We start from the raw sequence: 19,723 nt of genomic DNA on the forward strand, positions 1-19,723 counted from the left end.
CTTATAAACGCCGGAGCGCCGTCTTCGGCGGCGCCCGGACGTTTAACCACCCACCCGCCCAACTCGCGGGTATGCGAGGACTCAAGATCGGGACGGTGCTGGGGATCCCGGTCAGGCTCAACTGGACGTTTCTGATCGTACTGCCGCTTTTCGCGTACCTCATCGGCTCGCAGGTCGGGATGATCGCCGAGGTGATGAACGAGTCGCTCGGCGCCGGCATCGACCCCGCCGGGCTGGCCGGAGGATTCACGCCGTGGGCGCTCGGGCTGGCGGCCGCGCTCGGACTGTTCGGCGGCGTCCTGCTCCACGAGTTCGGGCACTCGATCGTCGCGATGCGGTACGGCTACGAGATCGAGTCGATCACCCTGTGGCTGCTCGGCGGACTGGCGAACTTCGCGGAGTTCCCCGAGGACTGGAAACACGAGTTCTGGATCGCGATCGCGGGACCGGTCGTCAGCATCGCGGTGGGGCTCGCCTGCTACGGCGTGTTCGTGCTCGCGCCGGTCGGCTCGAACGCCGCGCTGTTCGTCTTCGGCTACCTCGCGCTGCTGAACCTCGTGCTCGCGGTGTTCAACATGCTCCCCGCCTTTCCGATGGACGGCGGGCGCGTTCTCCGAGCGCTCCTCGCGCGGAACCAGCCGCACGCGCAGGCGACCCAGCGCGCCGCCGCGGTCGGTAAGGTGTTCGCCTTCTTCATGGGGCTGATCGGGCTGTTCACCTTCCAGCTGCTGCTGATCGTGTTGGCGTTCTTCATCTACATCGCCGCCTCGGGCGAGGCCCAGCAGACGACCCTGAAGGCCGCCTTCGAAGACGTCACCGTCGCCGACGTGATGACTCGTCGCGAGTCCCTCCACACCGTCAGCGAGGACACCTCGGTCGCGGACCTGATGAGCCGGATGTTCGAGGAGCGTCACACCGGCTACCCCGTGCTCCGGGGCGACGACCTCGTCGGGATGGTGACCTTAGAGGACGCGCGTTCCGTCCGAGACGTCGAGCGCGACGCCTACACCGTCGAGGACGTGATGGAGACCGACGTGGTCGGTGTCGGCCCCGAGGCGGACGCGGTGACGGCGCTGCAGACGATGCAGGAGAACGGCGTCGGTCGGCTCCCGGTCGTCGATCGGAGCGGCGAGCTGGTCGGGATCATCTCCCGGACGGACCTGATGACCGCGTTCAACATCATCCAGACCGGCGGGACTCCGAGCATCATCAGCGGCCGCCGACAGCAGACCGAGGGCGGCCCCGGCGTGTTCTGACGACGAAGTCGCCGGCTCTCGAAACCGCCTACGAGACGCCGTCGCATCTTCCGTGAGAGGCGAGGTCGACGCTCGCCGTCTCCACGCGAAACACACCAAATTGCACTCAGTAGGTCTCCGTACCCTCACAGCGACACCGACGCTATCTGGCGATTACCGGGGGCAGTTCGTCGATCGAACCGCGCCACCCGCGTTTGCGTACCCCTTTATTTCGTCTGCGGAACAGCCGTGGCTGAGCGGGTCGTATACGCGCCCACCACGCAGCACGCTGCTCCTGTCGGAGTCGAGGGATCGAGAACGGAGCCGCCGCCGAAGCGGCAGCTCACTCGCCGTCGGCGCTCGCGAAGAACTCCACGTCGCCGGCGATGACGGCGCTCGCGATCACCGCGGCGCCGACGAGGATCGCGACGACGAGCGTCGTCAGCGTCACGGTGAGCGTGGTCCCGCCGATCGCGACGCCGACGAACGAGCCGACGGCCCCGCCCACCCCGCCCGCGATGATCGCGAGCGTCTTCGATTCGCTCATAGGTGTCGGTTCATCAACACTGTAGATAAACGTTCGCGTCGGGTTCTCTCGGGTGATAACGCCTTGCTCGCGTTCGGTCGAGTCAGTCCCGCATCGCGACCGACTGGGTCTGCCCGCATCGCGGTCTCCCGCAGTCGTCTCAGCGCGGGTACTGCCGACCGAGATCGGCGCTCGTCCCGCTGTCGCCCGTGTTGTCGCTCGTCCCCTCGTCGGTCGGCTCGCCGTCCCCGTCGCCGCCCGGACTCACGCTCCCGGTTCGGTAGCCGGCCATGTCGAGGGTGACGTAGTCGAACCCCACGTCGGTGAGGTGCTCGTGGACCGCCTCGGCGAAGGCGGGATCGAGCGCGCGCTCCAGTTCGTCGGGGGCGATCTCGACGCGCGCGAGCCCGTCGTGGTCGCGGACGCGGAACCCCTCGAACCCCCACTCGCGGAGCACCCGCTCGGCCTTCTCGACGCGGGTCAATCGCTCCTCGGTGACCTCCAACCCGGTCGGAATCCGGGAGGAGAGACACGCCATCGAGGGTTTGTCGGCGACCGACAGGTCGTAGGCCTCGGCGATCGCCCGGACCTCCGCCTTCGTGATCGCGGCGTCGAGGAGCGGCGAGAACACGTCGAGCTCCTCGACCGCGCGCAGACCGGGGCGGTGGCCCTCGCCGGGGTCGTCGGCGTTGGTCCCGTCACAGACCGTGCCGATCCCGAGCTCCTGTGCCGTCTCGTACATCCGGCCGAGCCGCATCGTCCGGCAGTGGTAACAGCGGTCGCCGTCGTTGGCGACGAAGTTCGGGTCGTCGAGCTCCGAGAAGGTGACCGTCTCGTGGCGGATCCCGATCTCGTCGGCGACGCGCTTCGCGTCGTCGAGCTCCGCGGCCGGGAGCGTCTCGCTGCGCGCCGTGCAGGCGACCGCGTCGTCGCCGAGCGCGTCGCGCGCGAGCGCCGCGACGACCGAGGAGTCGACCCCGCCGGAGAACGCGACGAGGACCCCGTCGCGCTCGCCGATCGCATTGCGGGCGGCCGCCGCCTTCGCCGCCGTCTCGGGGACGAGATCGCCCTCGGCGGCGAGAGTGTGCTGACTCATGGCCCCGGGTTCGCGGTCGGCGGGAAAAAGCGCGTCGGCCGCGGACGACCGGGAATCAGCGCGGGTCGAGCGAGCGATCCCGGCGGACCCGGACCCCCTATCCTTTTGCGCGTTGCCGCGATATCCGCGGACAGATGGAGCTGGAGGCGATCCCCGGCGTCGGCGCGAAGACGGCCGCGGCGCTGCGCGAGCTCGACGATCCGGTCGCGACCGTCGAGTCCGGCGACGTGGCCGCGATCGCTCGCGCCCCCGGCGTCAACGAGGCCCGCGCGGCCCGCATCGCCCGCGGCGCGATCCGCCGCCGGCACGACGACGACGGGCGCGTGCTGGCGACGGACCGGGCCCGCGAGGTGTACCGCTCGGCGATCGACCTGCTGCGCGAGCGCACCGTCACCGACTACGCCGCGAAGCGACTGGAGACGTTCTACCCGAGCGCCTCGGCCTCGCGGATCGACGAGGCGCAGTCGTTCGTCGAGGCGGCGACGGAGCGCGATCCCGACCCCGCGGTCCGGGAGGCGCTGACCGGCGTCGAACCCCTCACCGACCCGCCGACCGTCCGCGTGCGCGACCGGTGTCTCGCGACCGCCGACGCCGAGACGCTGGCCCGCGCCGAGTCCGCCGTCCCGGAGCTGTCGGTCGAGACCGTCGAGGACGCCCGCGACATCTCCGAGCTCGCGCGGTCGTACGCCACCGTGATCGTCCTCGACGAGACGTTCGCCGGACTGGACGTCGAGGGCGACGTGCACGTCCGCCCGGACGCGCTGGAGACCCCCGCCGAGACTGTCCCCGAACGCCTGCTCGCCTTTTTCGCGGCGAACCGCGAGCGGCTGGAGGCGGCCGCGGCGGTCCACGAGGCGGCTGACCTTTCCCCCGCGGCGGATCTCGGAAGCCTCCGCGACGCGCTCGCGCGGCTCGACGACGACGGGACGGTCGTGGGCGACGCGGAGCTCGAACGGCTGACGGCCGCCGTCGACGATCTGGACGCCGCGGTGTCGACCGCCGAGTCGGTCGCCGACGACCGGCTCCGGGAGGCGATCCGGGAGCGGGACGTGACGATCGAGGGGACCGACTTCCTCTCGCTGGTCGAGCAGGGCGCCCGCGTCGACTCGCTCCTCGACCGGGAGCTCGCCGACGAGTACGACGAGGCGATCGCCCGTGCCCGCGAGCAGTTCGCCGACGCGCTCCGGTTGGAGCCTGAGGAGGCGGAGCTGGCCGAGCGCGTCTTCGGCGGCGACCCCTCCTTCCCCGTCGAGCACGACGAGAGCGCGGTTTCTCGGCTGCGCACCGAGCTCTCGGCGGCGCGCGACCGACGGGCCGCCCGACTGAAGGCGGAGCTCGCGAGCGATCTCGGCGAGCTGCGCGAGCCGGTCGAGGAGCTCGTGCGGGACGCCCTCGAACTCGACGTGGAGCTGGCGATCGCGCGGTTCGCCCGCGACTTCGACTGCGTCATGCCGGACGTGGTCGAGCCGGACGCAGAAGGTGAACCGGAGACGGCGGGGAAGGGGTTCCGCATCGAGGACGGTCGCTCCCCGCTTCTCGACGTCGCGTTCGAGGACGCGGAGCCGATCGACTACGCCGTGTCGGGCGCGACGCTGCTCTCGGGGGTCAACTCCGGCGGGAAGACGTCGACGCTCGACCTCGTGGCGCTCGTGGTGGTGTTGGCGCAGATGGGGATGCCCGTCCCCGCCGCGTCCGCGAGCGTCGAGCGCTTCGAGGAGGTCCACTACTACGCCAAGTCGCAGGGCACCCTCGACGCGGGCGCGTTCGAGGCGACGCTCCGTGACTTCGGCGACCTCGTCGAGGGCGCCGACGGCCGGCTCGTCCTCGTCGACGAGCTGGAGTCGATCACGGAGCCGGGCGCCTCCGCGAAGATCATCGCGGGCATCCTCGAAGCGCTCGACGAGCAGGACGCGACCGCCGTCTTCGTCTCCCACCTCGCCCGCGAGATCCGCGACGCCGCCGACTTCGACGTCGCCGTCGACGGGATCGAGGCCGCCGGCCTCGTCGACGGCGAACTCCGGGTGAACCGGTCGCCGCGGAAGGGACACCTCGCGCGGTCGACGCCGGAGCTCATCGTCGAGAAGCTCGCCGGCGACCGCGACACCGAGTTCTACGAGTCGCTGCTGGAGAAGTTCTGAGCCGGGGGGTGATGGCGACCCGTCCGGGCTCAGTCGTCGCCGTCGAGTTCGGCCGTGACGGTGATCTCGACGTCGAGCGGCGCGGGGAGCCGGGACACCTCGACGCAGGTCCTGGCCGGGTACGGCTCCGAGAGGAACGACTCGTACGCCTCGTTCACGGCGTCGTAGTCGTCCATGTCCGTGAGGTAGACGGTCGCCGTCACGATGGCGTCCGGGCTGGTGCCGGCCGCCTCCAGTATCGCGGCGACGTTCGCGAGCGTCTGCGTCGTCTGCTCGGCCACCGACTCGGGGGCCTCGCCGGTGTCGGGGTCGACGCCGGTCTTCCCCGATACGTGCACCGTGTCACCGGAGACGATCCCCTGCGAGTACGGTCCGAGCGCCTCGGGCACGTCGTCCGTCGTGATCTCGTGCATCGCCCGGAGCGACGGCGCCCCGCGGCATCAAACTGCGGGTCGCTCCGACCCGGATGCACGGCGAAATCGGGAGCGCGGGCAGATCTCTCGCGCGGACGACGTCCCTCAGTCGTCGTCCGCGGCCGCCGGCTTTCGCCGGTCGTCTCGCGGCCCCGCGATGTCGACCTCGGGGAGAAGGTCGCGCAGGTAGCGTCCGGTGTGGGAGTCGTCGCTGCGGGCGACCGCCTCGGGCGTACCGCTCGCCACGAGCTCGCCGCCGCCGTCGCCGCCCTCCGGGCCGAGGTCGATCACGCGGTCGGCGTTTTTCACCAGGTCGAGCTCGTGTTCGATGACGACCACGGTGTTGCCGGCGTCGACGAGGCGGTGGAGCACGTCGATCAGCTTCCGCTCGTCCGCCTTGTGGAGCCCCGTCGTCGGCTCGTCGAGCAGGTAGAGGGTATCGCCGGTCGCCTTCTTCCCCAGCTCCTCGGCGAGCTTGACGCGCTGGGCCTCGCCCCCGGAGAGGGTGGTGGAGGGCTGGCCGAGCTCCATGTAGCCGAGTCCGACGTCTTTTAAGAGCTTCAGGCGGCGCTGGAGCCCCTGGTGGCTCTCGAAGAAGTCGTACGCCTCGTCGACGCTCATGTCGAGCACGTCGGAGATGGTCGCGCCCTTATACGTGACGTCGAGCGTCTCGTCGTTGTAGCGCGCGCCGCCGCACTCCTCGCAGGGGACGTACACGTCCGAGAGGAAGTTCATCTCGATCTTCACGGTCCCCTGTCCGCCGCACTCCTCGCAGCGCCCGCCCTTCACGTTGAAGGAGAACCGCCCCTTCTCGTAGCCGCGGCGCTTGGAGAGCTTGGTCTCCGCGAACAGCTCGCGGACGTAGTCGAACACGTCCGTGTACGTGGCGGGGTTCGAGCGCGGGGTCCGCCCGATCGGCGACTGGTCGATGAGCCGCACCGTCTCGATCTGATCGACGCCGTCGATCGCGTCGTGGTCGCCGGGGTCGACGGAGGTGTTGTCGTTCATCTCGCGGGCGAGCCCCTTGTACAGGATGTCGTTGACGAGCGTCGACTTCCCGGAGCCCGAGACCCCGGTGACGGTCGTCAGCGTGCCGAGCGGGACCAACACGTCGAGGTCCGCGAGGTTGTGCTGTCGGGCGCCGCGCACCGTCAGCTCGCCGTCCGGCTCGCGGCGCTCCTCGGGCACCGGGATCTCCTTCCGCCCGGCGAGGTAGTCGCCCGTGACCGACTCGTCGGCGGCGATCACGTCGTCGAAGTCGCCCTGCGCGACCACCTCGCCGCCGCGCTTGCCGGGGCCGGGCCCCATGTCGATGATCTCGTCGGCGCGGCGCATCGTCTCCTCGTCGTGCTCGACGACGACGAGGGTGTTCCCGAGGTCGCGCAGTCCGGCCAGGGTGTTCAGCAGGCGGTCGTTGTCGCGCTGATGGAGCCCGATCGACGGCTCGTCGAGGACGTACAGCACGCCGACGAGCCCCGACCCGACCTGCGTGGCGAGCCGGATGCGCTGGCTCTCGCCGCCGGAGAGCGTCGACGCCTCGCGGTCGAGGGTGAGGTACTCCAGGCCGACCTCCTCCATGAAGCCGAGGCGCGCGCGGATCTCCTTGAGAATCTCCTCGGCGATCGTCGTGTCGCGCTCGTTCAGCTCGGCCTCCATCCCTTCGAAGTGCTCCCGCGCCTCCGCGATCGACATCTCGTTCACCTCGGTGATCGCGGTGCCCGCGACGAGCACGTGTCGCGACTGCTCTTTCAGGCGAGTGCCGTCACACTCCGGGCACGTCGTCACGGCCATGTACTCCTCGATGTGGTCGCGGGCGCGCTCGGAGTCGGTCTCGACGTGGCGACGCTCCAGGTTCGGGATGACCCCCTCGAAGCGCTCGGTCTTCTCGCGCGTGCCGTTCTTCGTGGTCCACTCGAAATGGACGAGGTCGTCGGTGCCGTAGAGGAACTGCCGCCGAATCGACTCGTCGAGCTCCGCGAAGGGCGTGTCGAGCGAGATGCCGAAGTGGTCGGCGACGTTGTCGAGCTGGCGGGAGTAGTAGGTGCGGTCGTAGCTCCACGGCTCGAAGACGTGTTTGAGCGGCTTCGAGGGGTCCTCGATCACGAGGTCCTCGTCGACCTCCTTCGTCGAGCCGATCCCCTCGCACTCGGGACAGGCGCCGTACGGGCTGTTAAACGAGAAGGAGCGCGTCTCGATCGCGGAGAACTGCACGTCGGAGTTGGGGTTGCCGAGCTCCTCGGAGAACTCGACGACCAGCCGGTCGTCGGCGTCGGCGTCCGCCGCCAGCGACCCGGTCGACCGCGCGTTCGAGGCGAAGGGGACGTCTTCGGGCGGGTCGGGAACGATCAGCTTGAGCGCGCCGTCCGCCTCCTCCAAGGCGGTCTCCACCGAGTCCGTGATCCGCGAGCGGGCGTCGGGCGACACCCGGATCCGGTCGACGATCACGTCGATGGTGTGGTCGTAGTTCTCGTCGAGGTCGGGGTCGTCGAGGGTCAGGTCCATCCCCTCGCCGTCGACCTCGACGCGGGCGTACCCGTCGCTTACGAGTTCCTCGAACAGGTCCTCGAACGCGCCCTTCTGGTCGCGGACGACCGGCGCGGCGACCTTCGCGCGGGTCCCCTCGGGCAGTTCGAGGATCTGGTTCACCATGTCCTGTGCGGACTGCTCGCCGACCTCCTCGCCGGTGACGGGGTCGTACTGGGTGCCGATCCGGGCGTACAGCAGCCGGAGGTAGTCGTGGAGTTCGGTGACGGTCCCCACGGTCGAGCGGGGGTTGTTCGCGGCGTTCTTCTGGTCGATGGAGATCGCCGGCGAGAGCCCCTCGACCGACTCCACCTGCGGTTTGTCCATCTGCCCGAGGAAGTTGCGGGCGTACGCCGACAGCGACTCGATGTACCGGCGCTGCCCCTCGGCGTAGACGGTGTCGAACGCGAGCGACGACTTCCCCGACCCGGAGAGCCCGGTGACGACGGTGAACTCCTCGCGCGGGATCCGGACGTCGAGGTCCTTGAGGTTGTGTTCCTCGGCGCCGCGGACCTCGATGTAGTCCTTGCTCATTCTTGTCCCCTGTTGCGTGCGCGCGCGGGAATACCCGTCGGTCTCGGCGGTCTGCGGCGCTGGCGGAGCGAGAAGAGGGACGACGAGGAGCGAGAACCGACCCCGGTGCGCGTCAGCGTCCGACGAACTCCGAGGGCGGCGAGAGGTTCCGCCGGCCCCCGAAGGTGACGAGGAACAGGACGCCGACACCGACGCCGTACGCCGCCATCAGCGGGAGCGTCGCGAGGAGCATCGTGATCACGTCGGCGGGGGTGAACACCGCCGCGAACAGCATGATCCCGACGGTGACCTCGCGCCAGCGGCTCCGGAAGACCCGGTACGGAACCCCGGCGTTGTTCAACAGGAGCATCGCGATCGGGATGTCCGCGAGGAAGCCGATCCCGATGGTGGTGTAGACGACGAGCCAGAGGAAGTCGCTCACCTGGTAGGTGATGACCATGTTCGCCAGCTCGGCGTCGGTGACGAGCCACCCGATGATCCCGGGGGCGATGTAGGCGTACCCGAGCGCGAAGCCGCCGAACAGCCCGGCGAACAGCGCGCCGGCCCAGAGATACACCTGATAGATGCGGCCGGCGACGAAACCGCGCTCGCGGAGGGCGGGCCACGCGTAGTAGAGGGCGACCGGGAACACGGCGACGATCCCGAGCAGGACGGAGAACTTCACCATGAAGATCAGCGCCTCGACCGGGTGGAGCGTGATGATGTTGATCCCACCCCCGATCTCGGCGGGGACGCGGGACTCCAAGTCGTTGCGCACCGTCGCGAGCCCGCCGAGGTACAGCCACGTGAACGCGGCCGCCATCACGCCGCCGAAGACGGCGACGAGTCGGAACGACCGCGACCGCAGCGAGTCGAAGATGAACTTGAGGTCCTTGTAGTAGCCGCCGATGTCGTCTTCCGCCTCGTCCTCGTCGCCGTCGGTGAGCTCGGAGAGGAACGTGGAGCTGGCCCGAGAGGTCCGGTCCTGAACGGTGCCCACCAGGCCGTCGCCACCCCCGGAACCGCCGGAGCCACCCGCACCGCCGCCGCCTCCCGTCGCGTCGGGGGCAGCCGAACCGTCGCCGTCACCGCCCCCAGCGTCGCCGTCGTGCACCGCGTCGAACCGGTCGAGGACCGCCTGCGCCTTCTCCGGGTCGTCGTCGTCGATCGCGGTCTGTGCGATCGCGAGCGACTCCTCCTCGTCCATCGCCGCGAACGCGTCGTCCGGCGCTGCGCGCACGCCGGCGGCGTCGAGTTCGCTCACGTCGATGGCCGACGGATCGCCGTACTGGTACCCCGCGCTCGTCGTGTCGAGGTCGGCGTAGACGGCCCACAGCGTCGCGACAGCGACGAACGCGAGCGCCCACACGGCGGCGTAGATGCCGGCCGCCGTCGCGGGGTCGGTGCCGAGGCCCGCGCCGGGCTCGAGGAAGCGCCACTCGCTGTTGGCGAGGCGGAGGAGATCGTTAACGGCGGTCCGGCCGCCGTACTCGTAGAAGGCGTACACGAGCCCGCCGCCGAGGACGGCCGCCCCGCCGACGACGTTCCAGTGGTTCCAGGCCGCGCCGAGCACGTGGATGCGGTCGGAGCTTCGTTTGGCCGTGACGACGAGCTTCGCGAGGTAGAGGCTGAAGCCGTACAGAACGATCAGCGGGAACGCCCACATCAGCTGGGTGAACGGGTCCGGCGGCGAGAACACGGCACCGAAGACGAAGATGGCGACGACCGCGTAGCGCCACTTGTCGCGGAACGTCTCGTACTGGACGATCCCCGAGTAGGAGAGCCCGGTGATGAGAAGCGGCATCTGCCCGGCGAGCCCGAAGGAGAGCGAGAGGAAGACGATGAACTCCGTCCACATCACGATCCCGTAGGTGGGCTGGAGCCCGGCCTCCAACCCGAAGCCGGCGAGGAAGGAGAACATGATCGGGAAGAAGGCGTACACGCCGTACCCGACGCCGACCGCGAACAGACCGAAGCCGAGGAGACCGATTCCGGCGAGCTTCCAGCGCTGGATCGGCGACTGCGGCCACGCCCCGCGAGCGCGGAGCTCGTCGCGGGAGACGTAGATGAAGGGGGGAATCGCGAAGATGACGCCGACGATCAGCCCGATCTTCGCCTGCAGGAGGATCACTTCGAACGGGGTCGTCGCGATCACGTCCGTCTCGGCGGCGACCGAGGGCGACATGTTGGCCTCGGTGATCGCCCGAAGCTGGTCCCAGATGTAGACGCGGAGCGCCCAGAACGTCGCGAGGAACCCCAGCAGGAAGACGACGAACACCTTCTGGAGGTCTTTCTGAACCGACCGGAGGAAGGCCTTCGCAGACTCGCGTCCCTCCGCGAGCGACTGCTGGGTATCCTCGTCGAGGGCACTCGCCATACGAGACCGGAAGTCCGTCGCCGTTATCAACCTTTTCGACCGCGCTCGCGTCCGCGTGCCGCGGCGGCGCTCGCCGCCATCCGAAAAGGCCTATAGTCACCCGGTTGCGTAGAAGAAGTGAATGGACGACTCGGACCGGTCGCGTGACGAGCCCTCGGCCCCCGAGGACGACTCGGTCGCCGACGACGGGAGGGTCGACAGCGCCGACTCTCCGGAGGACGGATCGGCCGAAGAATCCGATGAGACTCCCGGAGACGGCCGAGTAGGCGACGAGGAAGGTGGCGAGTCGGCGGGCGTCGAGCCGGAGGTCTCGCCCGAGGTCACGTCGGAGATCGGGACGGACGAGGACGGCGCGGGCGACGAGGACGGCGCAGACGCGGATCCGGGTCCCGAAGGCGCCGACGGAGACGAAGAGGGCGACGAGGACGGCGACGACACCTTCGACGCGCACGAGCCGGGAAGCGCGAAGCACCTCGACGACAGCAGGAAGCCGGATCTCGGTTCCGACTCCGACGACGATGCGGACGACGCAGACGGCGACGATGCAGACGGCGACGATACAGACGCGGACGACGCAAACGCGCTGACCGTCGAAGACGGCGGTATCGCGAGTGGGGGGTCCGTCGAGAGCGAGGAGGAGTTCAGCGGGATCGAGGCGCCCGAGACGGACGAGGAGATGCCGCTCGCGGCCCACATCGAGGAGATGATGCGGCGGCTCGCGGTCGTCTTCGTCTTCGGCGGGTTGGCGACGCTGGTCGTGGTCACGGAGTCGACCGACCTCATCAACTACTTCTGGAGCTACCACATCCCCGCGCCGATGGAGAACCGCCCGCGGCTGTACGGCCCCCTCGAGCTCCCGCTCACGCGGCTGAAGGTCGCCGGGCTCGCGGGCGTCGTCGTCGGGCTTCCGGCGTTCGTCTACCAGACCTACCGGTTCATGAAACCGGGGCTGTACGAGAACGAGCGGCGCTACTACCTCGCCGCCGTCCCGACGAGCCTCGTCCTCGGCGGCGTCGGAATCGCGTTCGCGCACTTCCTCGTGTTGCCCGCGATCTTCTCGTACTTCACCACCTACACGTCCGACGCCGCGACGATCGCGTTCGGCCTCGCGGAGACGTTCAACCTGATCGTCATCATGCTCGCGTTCATGGCGATCGTGTTCCAGATCCCGCTGTTCATCATGCTCGCGATCATGATGAACCTCGTCACCCGGCAGTGGCTGGAGGCGAAGCGCCTGATCTTCTGGGGGTCGTTCCTCGGGATCGCGTTCCTCTTCAGCCCCGACCCGACCGGGATGGCGCCGATCATCGTGACGCTCACCATGATCATCCTGTACGAGGGGACGCTCGCGGTGCTGCGCTGGACCGGCAACTAGATCGGGTCGGCGCTGTTTACACCATTGATTGCGGATCGACGGCGGACATTGTCAAAGCCTCAGCCGCTCGGCTATACGCAGACACCTGCTGATCGCCGACGATCACCCCCAAAGCCCCAGCCGCTCCGCCGATACGCATTAGTCCGCCGCGGCAGATCGGCTCGGTATGGTCCTCGGACTCCTCGTTCCGGCCGCCGTCTCGTTCGTGTTCGCCGCGGTCGCGGCGTACGTGGGCGCCCTCCGCGCGCTGGAGGTGTACTTCGACCCGAACCAGGACAGCGTCTTCCTCATGGACGACCGCGAGCCGCCGCGGCGGCCGTGACCGTCGCTGATCGCGGGCCGCGGGCCGCGCGGCCCGGCGGGCGTCCCCAGTCAGCGCCGACCCGTTCGGACCGCGAACGCGACCAGCAGCGCGGCGACCGCGAGGATCGGCAGCAGCGCGAGCGTCACGTCGAACCGGTACCCGAGGTTCCAGACGAGGACGATCGTCTGGACCCAGCCGAACGTGGCGCCGAGAAAGAGCACGGAGAGGGTCGTCCCGCCCGGCGTGTTCGTCATCGAGTCCGGCGCGATCCGGACGAAGGCGACGGTCGCGACGCCGAACGCGAACAGGCCGACCGTCGCGACCGGCTTCGACGCCACCGTGTCCGGCGTCCCGCCGCTCCAGTGAACCGCCATCTCCGCCGGAAGCGATCCCCAGAGCAGGACCGCGGCGACGAGCGGGAGCGCCATCGTTCCGACCGCGAGCGCGTCTATCGATCGCTTGGAGGGCACGTTCATGGCTTCGCAGTCGCACGATCCGCCGCCGAGGTATTAATCAGTGGGTCCGCCGGCGTACCGGGTCACTCCCCGCCGAGCAGCTCGACGAGCAGCGCGTTCTGCGCGTGCATCCGGTTTTCGGCCTGGTCCCAGACGAGCGCGCGGTTAGATTCGAGCACGTCGTTCGTGACCTCCTCGCCGCGATGTGCGGGCAGGCAGTGCATCACCTTCGCGTCGGTGTCGGCCAGCAGGTCAGCGTTCACCTGGAACCCGTCGAAGGCGGCGAGCTTCTCCTCGCGTTCGTCCTCCTGCCCCATCGAGATCCACACGTCGGTGTAGACGATGTCGGCGCCGTCGATCGCGGCCTCGGGATCGGTCGTCGGGGTCACGTCGGCGCCGAACGACGCGGCGCGATCGAAGACGGCGGGGTTCATCCCGTACTCCGCGGGGGTGGCGACCTCGACGTCGATCCCGGCCATCGCCGCGCCGACGACGAACGACTGCCCGACGTTGTTGCCGTCGCCGACCCACGCGACCGTGGCGTCCTCGCCGACCGTCTCGCGGATCGTCAGGAGGTCGGCCAGCGTCTGGCAGGGGTGCGCCTCGTCGGTGAGCCCGTTGATCACGGGGCAGTCGGCGTACTCGGCGAGCGTCTCGACGTCGTCGTGATCGAACAGCCGCGCCATCACCCCGTCGACGTACCGACCGAGCACGCGAGCGGTGTCGCGCAGCGGCTCGCCGTGGCCCAGTTGGATGTCGTCGGGCCCGAGGAACATCGCGTGACCGCCCAGTCGGGTCATCCCCGTCTCGAAGGAGACGCGGGTGCGCGTCGAGGGTTTCTCGAAGATCATTCCGAGCGTCGCATCTCCGAGTCGGGGGTCGGTCTCGCCCGCCTTCATCGCGGCGGCGCGGTCGAGCAGGGCGTCCAGTTCGGCTGGCGTCACGTCGTCGATGTCGAGGAAGTCGTCGGTGGCGAGTGGCATGGGTAAGTGGTGTGTGTAGAGTCGAGATGGTGTCGGTGGTCTTGGGTCGTGACCGCGGTGCGGTCAATCGTCGGAAGCGACGCGAGGCGGGTCAAAAGGAGCCGGCGCCACGGGCGGTGCCGTGACGCCTACGGTCGGTCCCGGCAGACGTCGCTCAACACCGTCGTCGCGCGGTCCAACTCCGAGAGGGGGAGCCGCTCGTCGGGCGCGTGGTCGAGGTCCGAGTTCCCGGGGCCGTAGGTGACCATCGGGCAGTCCCACGCGGCCGCGAACAGGTTCATGTCGCTCGTGCCGGTCTTGCGCAGCAGCCGAACGTCGCCGCCGGCGCCCCGGATCGCGACCCGGAACGCCCGCGCCAGCTCCGTCCGCGGGCTCTCCATCACCGGCGGGATGGGCTCCTTCCAGTGGACCGAGCCGGTCGACAGCTCCGTCTCGGCCAGCTCGTGGATCTCGTCGACCGTCCGGTTGGGCGGGACGCGGAGCTGCACGTCCATCGTCGCCTCGACGGCGAGCCCGTCGTCGGTGAGCCCGCCGTCGACCGAGACGGGCTTGGTCGTCACCTGTTCGAAGACGGGCGTGTCGTCGTCGGTGGGGTCGAACGCCTCCTCGACGCCGTGCCACCAGTCGATCGCGTGCTGGATCGCGTTCGGCTCCGGACGCGAGGTGTGTCCGGACTCGCTCGTGTTCACGTACGTGCCCGCGAGGAACCCGCGGTAGCCGAGGGTGACGCCGTCCCAGCCGGAGGGTTCGCCGTTCACCACCGCCTCGGGCGCGTCGCGGTCCTCGACGAGGAACCGGGCGCCCCGAGAGTTCGTCTCCTCGCCGGCGACGCCGACGAACGAGACCCCCGTCTTCACCGCCGCGACCGCCATCGCGACGAGCGGCCCGGTGGCGTCCACGCTCCCGCGCCCCCAGAGCACTGGCTCGCCCGGCTCGCCGACCGCGCCGTCCTCGGCCGCCGGCTTCACCTCGACCGGGATGTCGCCGGGAACGGTGTCGATGTGCGAGGTCAGCAGGACCGCGTCGCTGGCGGGCGCGCGGACGTTGCCGGCCTCGTCGATCCGCGCCGCCCGGCCGTTGGCCTCGAAGAAGTCGACGAGGCGCTTCGCCGCCTGCTCCTCCTCGCCCGACGGCGAGGGGATAGAGACCATGTCGTACAGCAGCTTCCGAGCCGGCGTGTCGCAGGCCTCGGGGTAGCCGCCGCCCGCGACCACGTCGGTCCCGGCCGCCGACGACTCGTCCGCGTCCGACTCGGTCACCGGATCGTCCGCGTCGGCGGCGTCGCGCTCCTTCCCGGTCGACATCACCCGATCACCTCCGCGATCGCGTCGATGACCGCGTCGGCGTGCTCGCGGTCGATCGTCAGCGGCGGGAGCAGACGCAACACGGTGCGGCCCGCCGGCAGCGCGAGCACCTGGTGTTCGATCGCCAGGTCCCGCAGCAGGCGGTTCGAACCGCGCTTCACCTCGATGCCGATCATCAGGCCGTCACCGCGGACGTCGCGGACGTCGTCGCCGAGGCGCTCCTCGATCTGCCCGCGGATGTACGCGCCCGTCTCGTCGGCGTGCGTGGCGAGGTCCTCGCGCTCGATCACGTCGAGCGTGGCCCCCGCCGCGGCCGACACGACGGGCCCGCCGGAGAACGTCGAGCCGTGGTTGCCGGCGTCCTCGGCGATCCAGTCGCGACACAGCGTCGCGCCGATCGGGAGCCCGCTGGCGAGCCCCTTCGCGGTGGTGAGCACGTCGGGCACCACGTCATGGCGCTCGGCCGCCCACAGCGAGCCGGTGCGACCGAGCCCGGTCTGGATCTCGTCGAGGACCATCGCCGCGCCCGCTTCGTCCGTCGCCTCCCGGACTGCCTGCAGATACCCCGTGGCGACGGGGTTGATCCCGCCCTCGCCCTGCAGGGGCTCGAGGATCACCGCGGCGGTCTCGTCGTCGACCGCCTCGCGCATCGCGTCGGCGTCGCCGTACTCGACGAACTCGACCCCGCCCGCGAGGGGTTCGAACCCGTCCTTATACTTCTCCTTCCAGGTGGTCGCGAGCGCGCCCATCGTCCGACCGTGGAACCCCTGCGCCGTCGCGACGATCTTCTCGCGACCGGTGGCGTGCCGGGCGAACTTCAGGGCGGCCTCGTTGGCCTCGGTGCCGGAGTTACAGAGCCAGACGTTGTCCACGTCGCCCGGCCCGGCGTCGGAGAGCTGCTCGTACAGCGCGGTCCGCGCCGCGTGCGGGTACGACGCCTGCACGTACATGAGCTCCTCTATCTGACTCGTCGCGGCGTCGACGACCTCGGGGTGGCAGTGGCCGACGGGCGTACAGGCGTAGCTCGCGCCGAAGTCGAGGTACTCGGTCCCGTTCGTGTCGGTGAGCGTCACGCCGTCGCCCGAGGCGATCTCGATCGGCTTCTCGGAGAAGACGAACCCGCTCATGCGGTCTCACCTCCGGTTTCGGCGTCCGCCTCCTCGGCGTCGCCGTCTGCCTCGTCCCCGAGCGCCGACCGCTCGATCGTCGTCCCGCCGCCGCCGAGCGCGGCGACGATGGGATCGTTGATGTTGGCGTCGGCGACGACGACGCGCCCGGAGCCGCCGGAGAGCGCCTCCGTCGCGGCCATCACCTTCTTCCCCATGAACCCCTCGGCGGCGTTCTCGACCGTCGCCAGTTCGTCGGGCGTCGCCGCCGACTCGATCAGCGTGTCGGGGTCGTCGGGGTCCGCGTACACGCCGGCCACGTCCGTGAGCAGGACGAGATCTGCGCCGAGCGCGCCCGCGACCGCGGCGGCCGCCCGGTCCGCGTCGGCGTTAACGGGCGTGACGCCGCCGTCGCTCTCCGTCCCCTCCATCGGGGGCGAGGCGACGGGCGTGTAGCCGTCGGCGAGGAGGCCGGAGAGCAGGTCGGCGTTCACCGACTCGATCCGGCCGGAGTGCTCGCCGCGGCGGATCTTCTTCTTCCCGTCCTCGATGACCCGGACCGCCGACTTGCGCGGCCCCGAGAGGAGCCCGCCGTCGACGCCGGAGAGGCCGACCGCGTCGACGCCGGCCTCGCGGAACTGCGCCGTCAGCTCGGTGTTGAGCTTGCCGGCCATCGCCATCGTGAACGCCTCCATCGTCTCCGCGTCGGTGAACCGACCCGTGACGCCGGAGGCGGACTCGACGTACTCGGGCTCCATGCCGAGCCGCTCGATGACCTCGTCCACGACGGTCGAGCCGCCGTGAACGACGACGACCCGCCGCCCGTTGGCGGCGAGGTGGGCCACGTCGCCGACGGCGCCCGCCGGATCGACCGCCTTCGCGCCGCCGATCTTGACCACGACGGGGGGTTCGTCGGCGGGCGTGCCGCCGGCACGGGACTGCTCGCCCGTCATGGCGATCCCACGGGGTGAAGCCCCTGAAACTCCAAGCCGGCGTCTTCTGGCAGTTCGAGTGCGACGTTCGCCGCGTGGACCGCCTGCCCGGCGGAGCCTTTCATCATGTTGTCTATCGCCGAGAAGACGACGATGCGGCGGTTGCCGGGGTCGAGCTCGAAGCCGACCTCGCCGTGGTTGGTGCCGGCGACCGCCTTCGGTTCGGGGTAGCGGTAGACGCCGCCCCCGCCGGAGACGATCCGCATGAACGGCTCGTCCGCGTAGGCGCCGCGGTACGCCTGCCAGAGGTCCGCCTTCGAGACGGGCTCGTCGGGGAAGACGTGGCAGGTCGCGCTCGCGCCGCGCACCATCTCGACCGCGTGGACGGTGAAGGAGACGTCGAGCCCGAGGTACGCCTCTATCTCCGCCTCGTGACGGTGGCTCGTGGGCGCGTACGGGCGCACGACGCCCGACCGCTCCGGGTGCGAGGAGGCCGCGCCGCCGCCGGCGCCGCCCTCCGAGGAGCCCACCTTCACGTCGACGACGACCTCGCCCGCGTCGGGACCGAGCGCGCCCGCGTCGACGAGGGGCTTGAGCCCGAGGATCGTCGCGGTCGCGTTGCAGCCGCCGCCGGCGATCAGGTCGGCGCCGGAGAGGTTGTCGCGGTTGATCTCGGGGAGCGCGTACTCCGCGCGCTCCAGGTACTCGGGCGACTCGTGGCCGTCGTACCACTCGTCGTACAGCGCGGCCTCGGGCAGCCGGAAGTCTGCCGAGAGGTCGACGACCGTGTCGGCGGCCTCGAAGTACTCGTCGATCCGGCCCATCGAGACGCCGTGAGGCGTCGCCGAGAACAGCACGTCGACCGATTCGAGGTCGTCGGGGTCGGAGAAGCGCAGGTCGAGCCCGCGCAGGTTCGGGTGCGAGCGCCCGACGGTCATGTTGTCGGCCGACCGCGACGTGGCCTGCACGACCTCGAACTCGGGGTGACCAGAGAGGATCCGCAACAGCTCGCCGCCGGTGAAGCCGGTGCCGCCGACGACGCTCGCGGTGTACGTCTCGTCGGTCATGTGTGCGCCTCCGCGGCGTCGTCACCGGCCGCCGCGGCCGCCTTCGCCTCCAGCCAGTCGACGACCTTCGCGGGCACGTCGACGTCGGTGGCGGTGTTCAGCGCCTTGAACTCGACCGTGTGGTTCACCTCGTGGACGGTGTACTCGCCGGAGCCGGCGCCGCCGGTCTCCCCGGTGTCAGCTTCCGGCTCGACTCCCACCTCCATCAGGTCGACGCCGAGCATGCCGCCGCCGACGGCCGCAGACGCGCGCTCGACCAGCTCCAGCGCGCGGTCGTCGAGCTCGAACGGCTGGGCCTCGCCGCCCTTCGCGGCGTTCGTGAGCCAGTGGTCTGACGACCGGGTCATCGCGGCGACCGGCTCGCCGTCGACCGCCAGCACGCGGATGTCGCGGCCGGGCTTGTCGACGAACTCCTGGATGTAGAACACCTTGTGCTCGTAGTGGCCGAGCGTCTCCTTGTGCTCTAAGATCGCCTCTGCGGCGCTCCGCGTGTCGATCTTCGCCATCAGCCGGCCCCACGAGCCGACGACGGGCTTGAGCACGCAGGGGTAGCCGAACTCCTCGATGGCCTCCATCGCGGTCTCCTTGGTGAACGCGACCTCCGTCGCCGGGGTGGGGATGTCGGCCTCCGCGAGCGCGAGCGAGTTCTTCGCCTTGTCGGCGCAGACGTCGCCCGTCTCGGGGGCGTTCACCACCGGGACGCCGTAGCTGTCGAGGAACTCGGTCGCGTACAGCGAGCGGCTGGTCGACAGGCAGCGGTCGACGACCAGATCGAGGTCGGCGACGTCGGCCGTGGTCGACTCCAACCCGAACCGCTCCTTGCGGACATCGATCTTGGTGACCTCGTGGCCGCGCTCGCGGAGCTCACCGAGCAGCAGCTTCTCGTCTTTCCGGATCCGCGAGTAGAGGATCCCTATTTGCATGTCGACCACTCGCGTGTCGCGGTCGTGGCGGTCGTCGCCATCTACTCGCCCCAGTCCTCCTCGAGTTCGGGGGCCTCTTCCAACACGACGGGGTCCAGCGAGATGACCTCCAGCTCGGTCCCGGTGACCGGGCTGTCGATGATCTCACCGACCTCGACGTCGGCCGGAAGCTCGATCTCCTCGCCCGTAATCGGGTCCTCTGCCATCACCGGATCAGTGTCGCTCGTCATCGTACCACCTACTCGACCGTGAACCCGCATAAACCCTTCGAACTTGTAAAACAGATTACAGTAAATAAGCTACCCGCTAGCGGGCGAAAATCGGTTGTACAACCGCCGTGTGAAATCCGGTGTCAGATTTCAGTAGTTAGTGTGTCCCCTCGCGGGGACGGCGGCGTCGTCGGCGGTCGGGACCCGACCGTCGACGGCGCCGGTCGGCGCGGCGGTCGCGGTC

At 69.8% G+C, this 19,723-nt stretch carries 17 protein-coding genes; 4 read left to right on the top strand and 13 right to left on the bottom strand.

Going from position 1 to position 19,723, the window contains the following annotated elements:
- The first annotated feature begins 71 nt into the window (after positions 1 to 71).
- Positions 72 to 1,256 carry a CBS domain-containing protein gene (locus ACT4MF_RS11470; RefSeq protein ID WP_444682702.1) on the top strand — a complete coding sequence of 395 codons (1,185 nt, stop codon included), beginning with the start codon at positions 72 to 74 and terminating at the stop codon, positions 1,254 to 1,256.
- Positions 1,257 to 1,578: 322 nt separating this feature from the next.
- On the opposite strand, the gene ACT4MF_RS11475 is transcribed toward ACT4MF_RS11470, so the two are convergent.
- A complete protein-coding gene (locus ACT4MF_RS11475; protein WP_099256867.1) occupies positions 1,579 to 1,782 on the bottom strand; it encodes a hypothetical protein in 204 nt (67 codons plus the stop codon).
- Positions 1,783 to 1,921: 139 nt separating this feature from the next.
- Positions 1,922 to 2,857: an ATP-dependent sacrificial sulfur transferase LarE gene (gene larE, locus ACT4MF_RS11480; protein WP_444682703.1), complete on the bottom strand. Its 936-nt coding sequence runs from the start codon at positions 2,855 to 2,857 to the stop codon at positions 1,922 to 1,924.
- A 134-nt stretch (positions 2,858 to 2,991) separates the two neighbouring features.
- Here larE and ACT4MF_RS11485 point away from each other — a divergent pair, with 134 nt between their 5' ends.
- Positions 2,992 to 4,995, top strand: a complete 2,004-nt coding sequence (locus tag ACT4MF_RS11485; RefSeq protein WP_444682704.1) for a MutS-related protein — start codon at positions 2,992 to 2,994, stop codon at positions 4,993 to 4,995.
- A 29-nt stretch (positions 4,996 to 5,024) separates the two neighbouring features.
- On the opposite strand, the gene ACT4MF_RS11490 is transcribed toward ACT4MF_RS11485, so the two are convergent.
- From ACT4MF_RS11490 to tatC (ACT4MF_RS11500), 3 genes are all read right to left on the bottom strand, one after another.
- The gene (locus tag ACT4MF_RS11490; RefSeq protein WP_444682705.1) at positions 5,025 to 5,408 is read right to left on the bottom strand and encodes a RidA family protein; all 384 of its coding nucleotides are present in this window, start codon (positions 5,406 to 5,408) and stop codon (positions 5,025 to 5,027) included.
- A gap of 105 nt (positions 5,409 to 5,513) precedes the next feature.
- Positions 5,514 to 8,465: an excinuclease ABC subunit UvrA gene (gene uvrA, locus ACT4MF_RS11495; protein ID WP_444682706.1), complete on the bottom strand. Its 2,952-nt coding sequence runs from the start codon at positions 8,463 to 8,465 to the stop codon at positions 5,514 to 5,516.
- 112 nt (positions 8,466 to 8,577) lie between these two features.
- Positions 8,578 to 10,821, bottom strand: a complete 2,244-nt coding sequence (gene tatC / locus ACT4MF_RS11500) for a twin-arginine translocase subunit TatC (RefSeq protein WP_444682707.1) — start codon at positions 10,819 to 10,821, stop codon at positions 8,578 to 8,580.
- Positions 10,822 to 10,942: 121 nt separating this feature from the next.
- Between tatC (ACT4MF_RS11500) and tatC (ACT4MF_RS11505) the strand changes: the two genes are divergently transcribed.
- On the top strand, positions 10,943 to 12,196 hold the full coding sequence (gene tatC / locus ACT4MF_RS11505; RefSeq protein WP_444682708.1) for a twin-arginine translocase subunit TatC: 1,254 nt from the start codon (positions 10,943 to 10,945) through the stop codon (positions 12,194 to 12,196).
- Positions 12,197 to 12,362: 166 nt separating this feature from the next.
- Entirely contained in the window at positions 12,363 to 12,518 is a 156-nt protein-coding gene (locus ACT4MF_RS11510; protein WP_180271876.1) for a hypothetical protein, read from the top strand.
- Between the two features lie 50 nt (positions 12,519 to 12,568).
- On the opposite strand, the gene ACT4MF_RS11515 is transcribed toward ACT4MF_RS11510, so the two are convergent.
- The 8 genes from ACT4MF_RS11515 to lysW form a co-directional block, all read right to left on the bottom strand.
- Positions 12,569 to 12,976: a DUF1648 domain-containing protein gene (locus tag ACT4MF_RS11515; RefSeq protein ID WP_099256860.1), complete on the bottom strand. Its 408-nt coding sequence runs from the start codon at positions 12,974 to 12,976 to the stop codon at positions 12,569 to 12,571.
- Positions 12,977 to 13,038: 62 nt separating this feature from the next.
- Positions 13,039 to 13,938 carry an ornithine carbamoyltransferase gene (argF, locus tag ACT4MF_RS11520; protein WP_444682709.1) on the bottom strand — a complete coding sequence of 300 codons (900 nt, stop codon included), beginning with the start codon at positions 13,936 to 13,938 and terminating at the stop codon, positions 13,039 to 13,041.
- A gap of 128 nt (positions 13,939 to 14,066) precedes the next feature.
- Positions 14,067 to 15,242: a [LysW]-lysine hydrolase gene (locus tag ACT4MF_RS11525; RefSeq protein WP_180271875.1), complete on the bottom strand. Its 1,176-nt coding sequence runs from the start codon at positions 15,240 to 15,242 to the stop codon at positions 14,067 to 14,069.
- Complete coding sequence (locus tag ACT4MF_RS11530; protein WP_099256858.1) at positions 15,242 to 16,369, bottom strand: aspartate aminotransferase family protein; 1,128 nt, start codon at positions 16,367 to 16,369, stop codon at positions 15,242 to 15,244. Before ACT4MF_RS11530 ends, ACT4MF_RS11525 begins: the two co-directional genes overlap by 1 nt.
- A complete protein-coding gene (locus tag ACT4MF_RS11535) occupies positions 16,366 to 17,301 on the bottom strand; it encodes an acetylglutamate/acetylaminoadipate kinase (RefSeq protein WP_099256857.1) in 936 nt (311 codons plus the stop codon). Before ACT4MF_RS11535 ends, ACT4MF_RS11530 begins: the two co-directional genes overlap by 4 nt.
- Entirely contained in the window at positions 17,298 to 18,347 is a 1,050-nt protein-coding gene (argC, locus tag ACT4MF_RS11540) for an N-acetyl-gamma-glutamyl-phosphate reductase (RefSeq protein WP_444682710.1), read from the bottom strand. The genes ACT4MF_RS11535 and argC overlap by 4 nt, the downstream gene beginning before the upstream one ends.
- Positions 18,344 to 19,270, bottom strand: a complete 927-nt coding sequence (gene lysX, locus ACT4MF_RS11545; protein ID WP_444682711.1) for a lysine biosynthesis protein LysX — start codon at positions 19,268 to 19,270, stop codon at positions 18,344 to 18,346. The genes argC and lysX overlap by 4 nt, the downstream gene beginning before the upstream one ends.
- A gap of 41 nt (positions 19,271 to 19,311) precedes the next feature.
- Positions 19,312 to 19,500: a lysine biosynthesis protein LysW gene (gene lysW, locus ACT4MF_RS11550; RefSeq protein WP_004047516.1), complete on the bottom strand. Its 189-nt coding sequence runs from the start codon at positions 19,498 to 19,500 to the stop codon at positions 19,312 to 19,314.
- Between the last annotated feature and the right edge of the window lie 223 nt (positions 19,501 to 19,723).

The organism is Halorubrum sp. FL23, assembly GCF_052439115.2.
Lineage (GTDB): Archaea > Halobacteriota > Halobacteria > Halobacteriales > Haloferacaceae > Halorubrum > Halorubrum persicum.

What these genes read in the sequence shown, in the direction of transcription:
- ACT4MF_RS11470 (WP_444682702.1), top strand. Translation starts at nt 72, where the DNA reads ATGCGAGGACTCAAGATCGGGACGGTGCTGGGGATCCCGGTCAGGCTC.
- ACT4MF_RS11475 (WP_099256867.1), bottom strand. Translation starts at nt 1,782, where the DNA reads ATGAGCGAATCGAAGACGCTCGCGATCATCGCGGGCGGGGTGGGCGGG.
- larE (WP_444682703.1), bottom strand. Translation starts at nt 2,857, where the DNA reads ATGAGTCAGCACACTCTCGCCGCCGAGGGCGATCTCGTCCCCGAGACG.
- ACT4MF_RS11485 (WP_444682704.1), top strand. Translation starts at nt 2,992, where the DNA reads ATGGAGCTGGAGGCGATCCCCGGCGTCGGCGCGAAGACGGCCGCGGCG.
- ACT4MF_RS11490 (WP_444682705.1), bottom strand. Translation starts at nt 5,408, where the DNA reads ATGCACGAGATCACGACGGACGACGTGCCCGAGGCGCTCGGACCGTAC.
- uvrA (WP_444682706.1), bottom strand. Translation starts at nt 8,465, where the DNA reads ATGAGCAAGGACTACATCGAGGTCCGCGGCGCCGAGGAACACAACCTC.
- tatC (WP_444682707.1), bottom strand. Translation starts at nt 10,821, where the DNA reads ATGGCGAGTGCCCTCGACGAGGATACCCAGCAGTCGCTCGCGGAGGGA.
- tatC (WP_444682708.1), top strand. Translation starts at nt 10,943, where the DNA reads ATGGACGACTCGGACCGGTCGCGTGACGAGCCCTCGGCCCCCGAGGAC.
- ACT4MF_RS11510 (WP_180271876.1), top strand. Translation starts at nt 12,363, where the DNA reads ATGGTCCTCGGACTCCTCGTTCCGGCCGCCGTCTCGTTCGTGTTCGCC.
- ACT4MF_RS11515 (WP_099256860.1), bottom strand. Translation starts at nt 12,976, where the DNA reads ATGAACGTGCCCTCCAAGCGATCGATAGACGCGCTCGCGGTCGGAACG.
- argF (WP_444682709.1), bottom strand. Translation starts at nt 13,938, where the DNA reads ATGCCACTCGCCACCGACGACTTCCTCGACATCGACGACGTGACGCCA.
- ACT4MF_RS11525 (WP_180271875.1), bottom strand. Translation starts at nt 15,242, where the DNA reads ATGTCGACCGGGAAGGAGCGCGACGCCGCCGACGCGGACGATCCGGTG.
- ACT4MF_RS11530 (WP_099256858.1), bottom strand. Translation starts at nt 16,369, where the DNA reads ATGAGCGGGTTCGTCTTCTCCGAGAAGCCGATCGAGATCGCCTCGGGC.
- ACT4MF_RS11535 (WP_099256857.1), bottom strand. Translation starts at nt 17,301, where the DNA reads ATGACGGGCGAGCAGTCCCGTGCCGGCGGCACGCCCGCCGACGAACCC.
- argC (WP_444682710.1), bottom strand. Translation starts at nt 18,347, where the DNA reads ATGACCGACGAGACGTACACCGCGAGCGTCGTCGGCGGCACCGGCTTC.
- lysX (WP_444682711.1), bottom strand. Translation starts at nt 19,270, where the DNA reads ATGCAAATAGGGATCCTCTACTCGCGGATCCGGAAAGACGAGAAGCTG.
- lysW (WP_004047516.1), bottom strand. Translation starts at nt 19,500, where the DNA reads ATGACGAGCGACACTGATCCGGTGATGGCAGAGGACCCGATTACGGGC.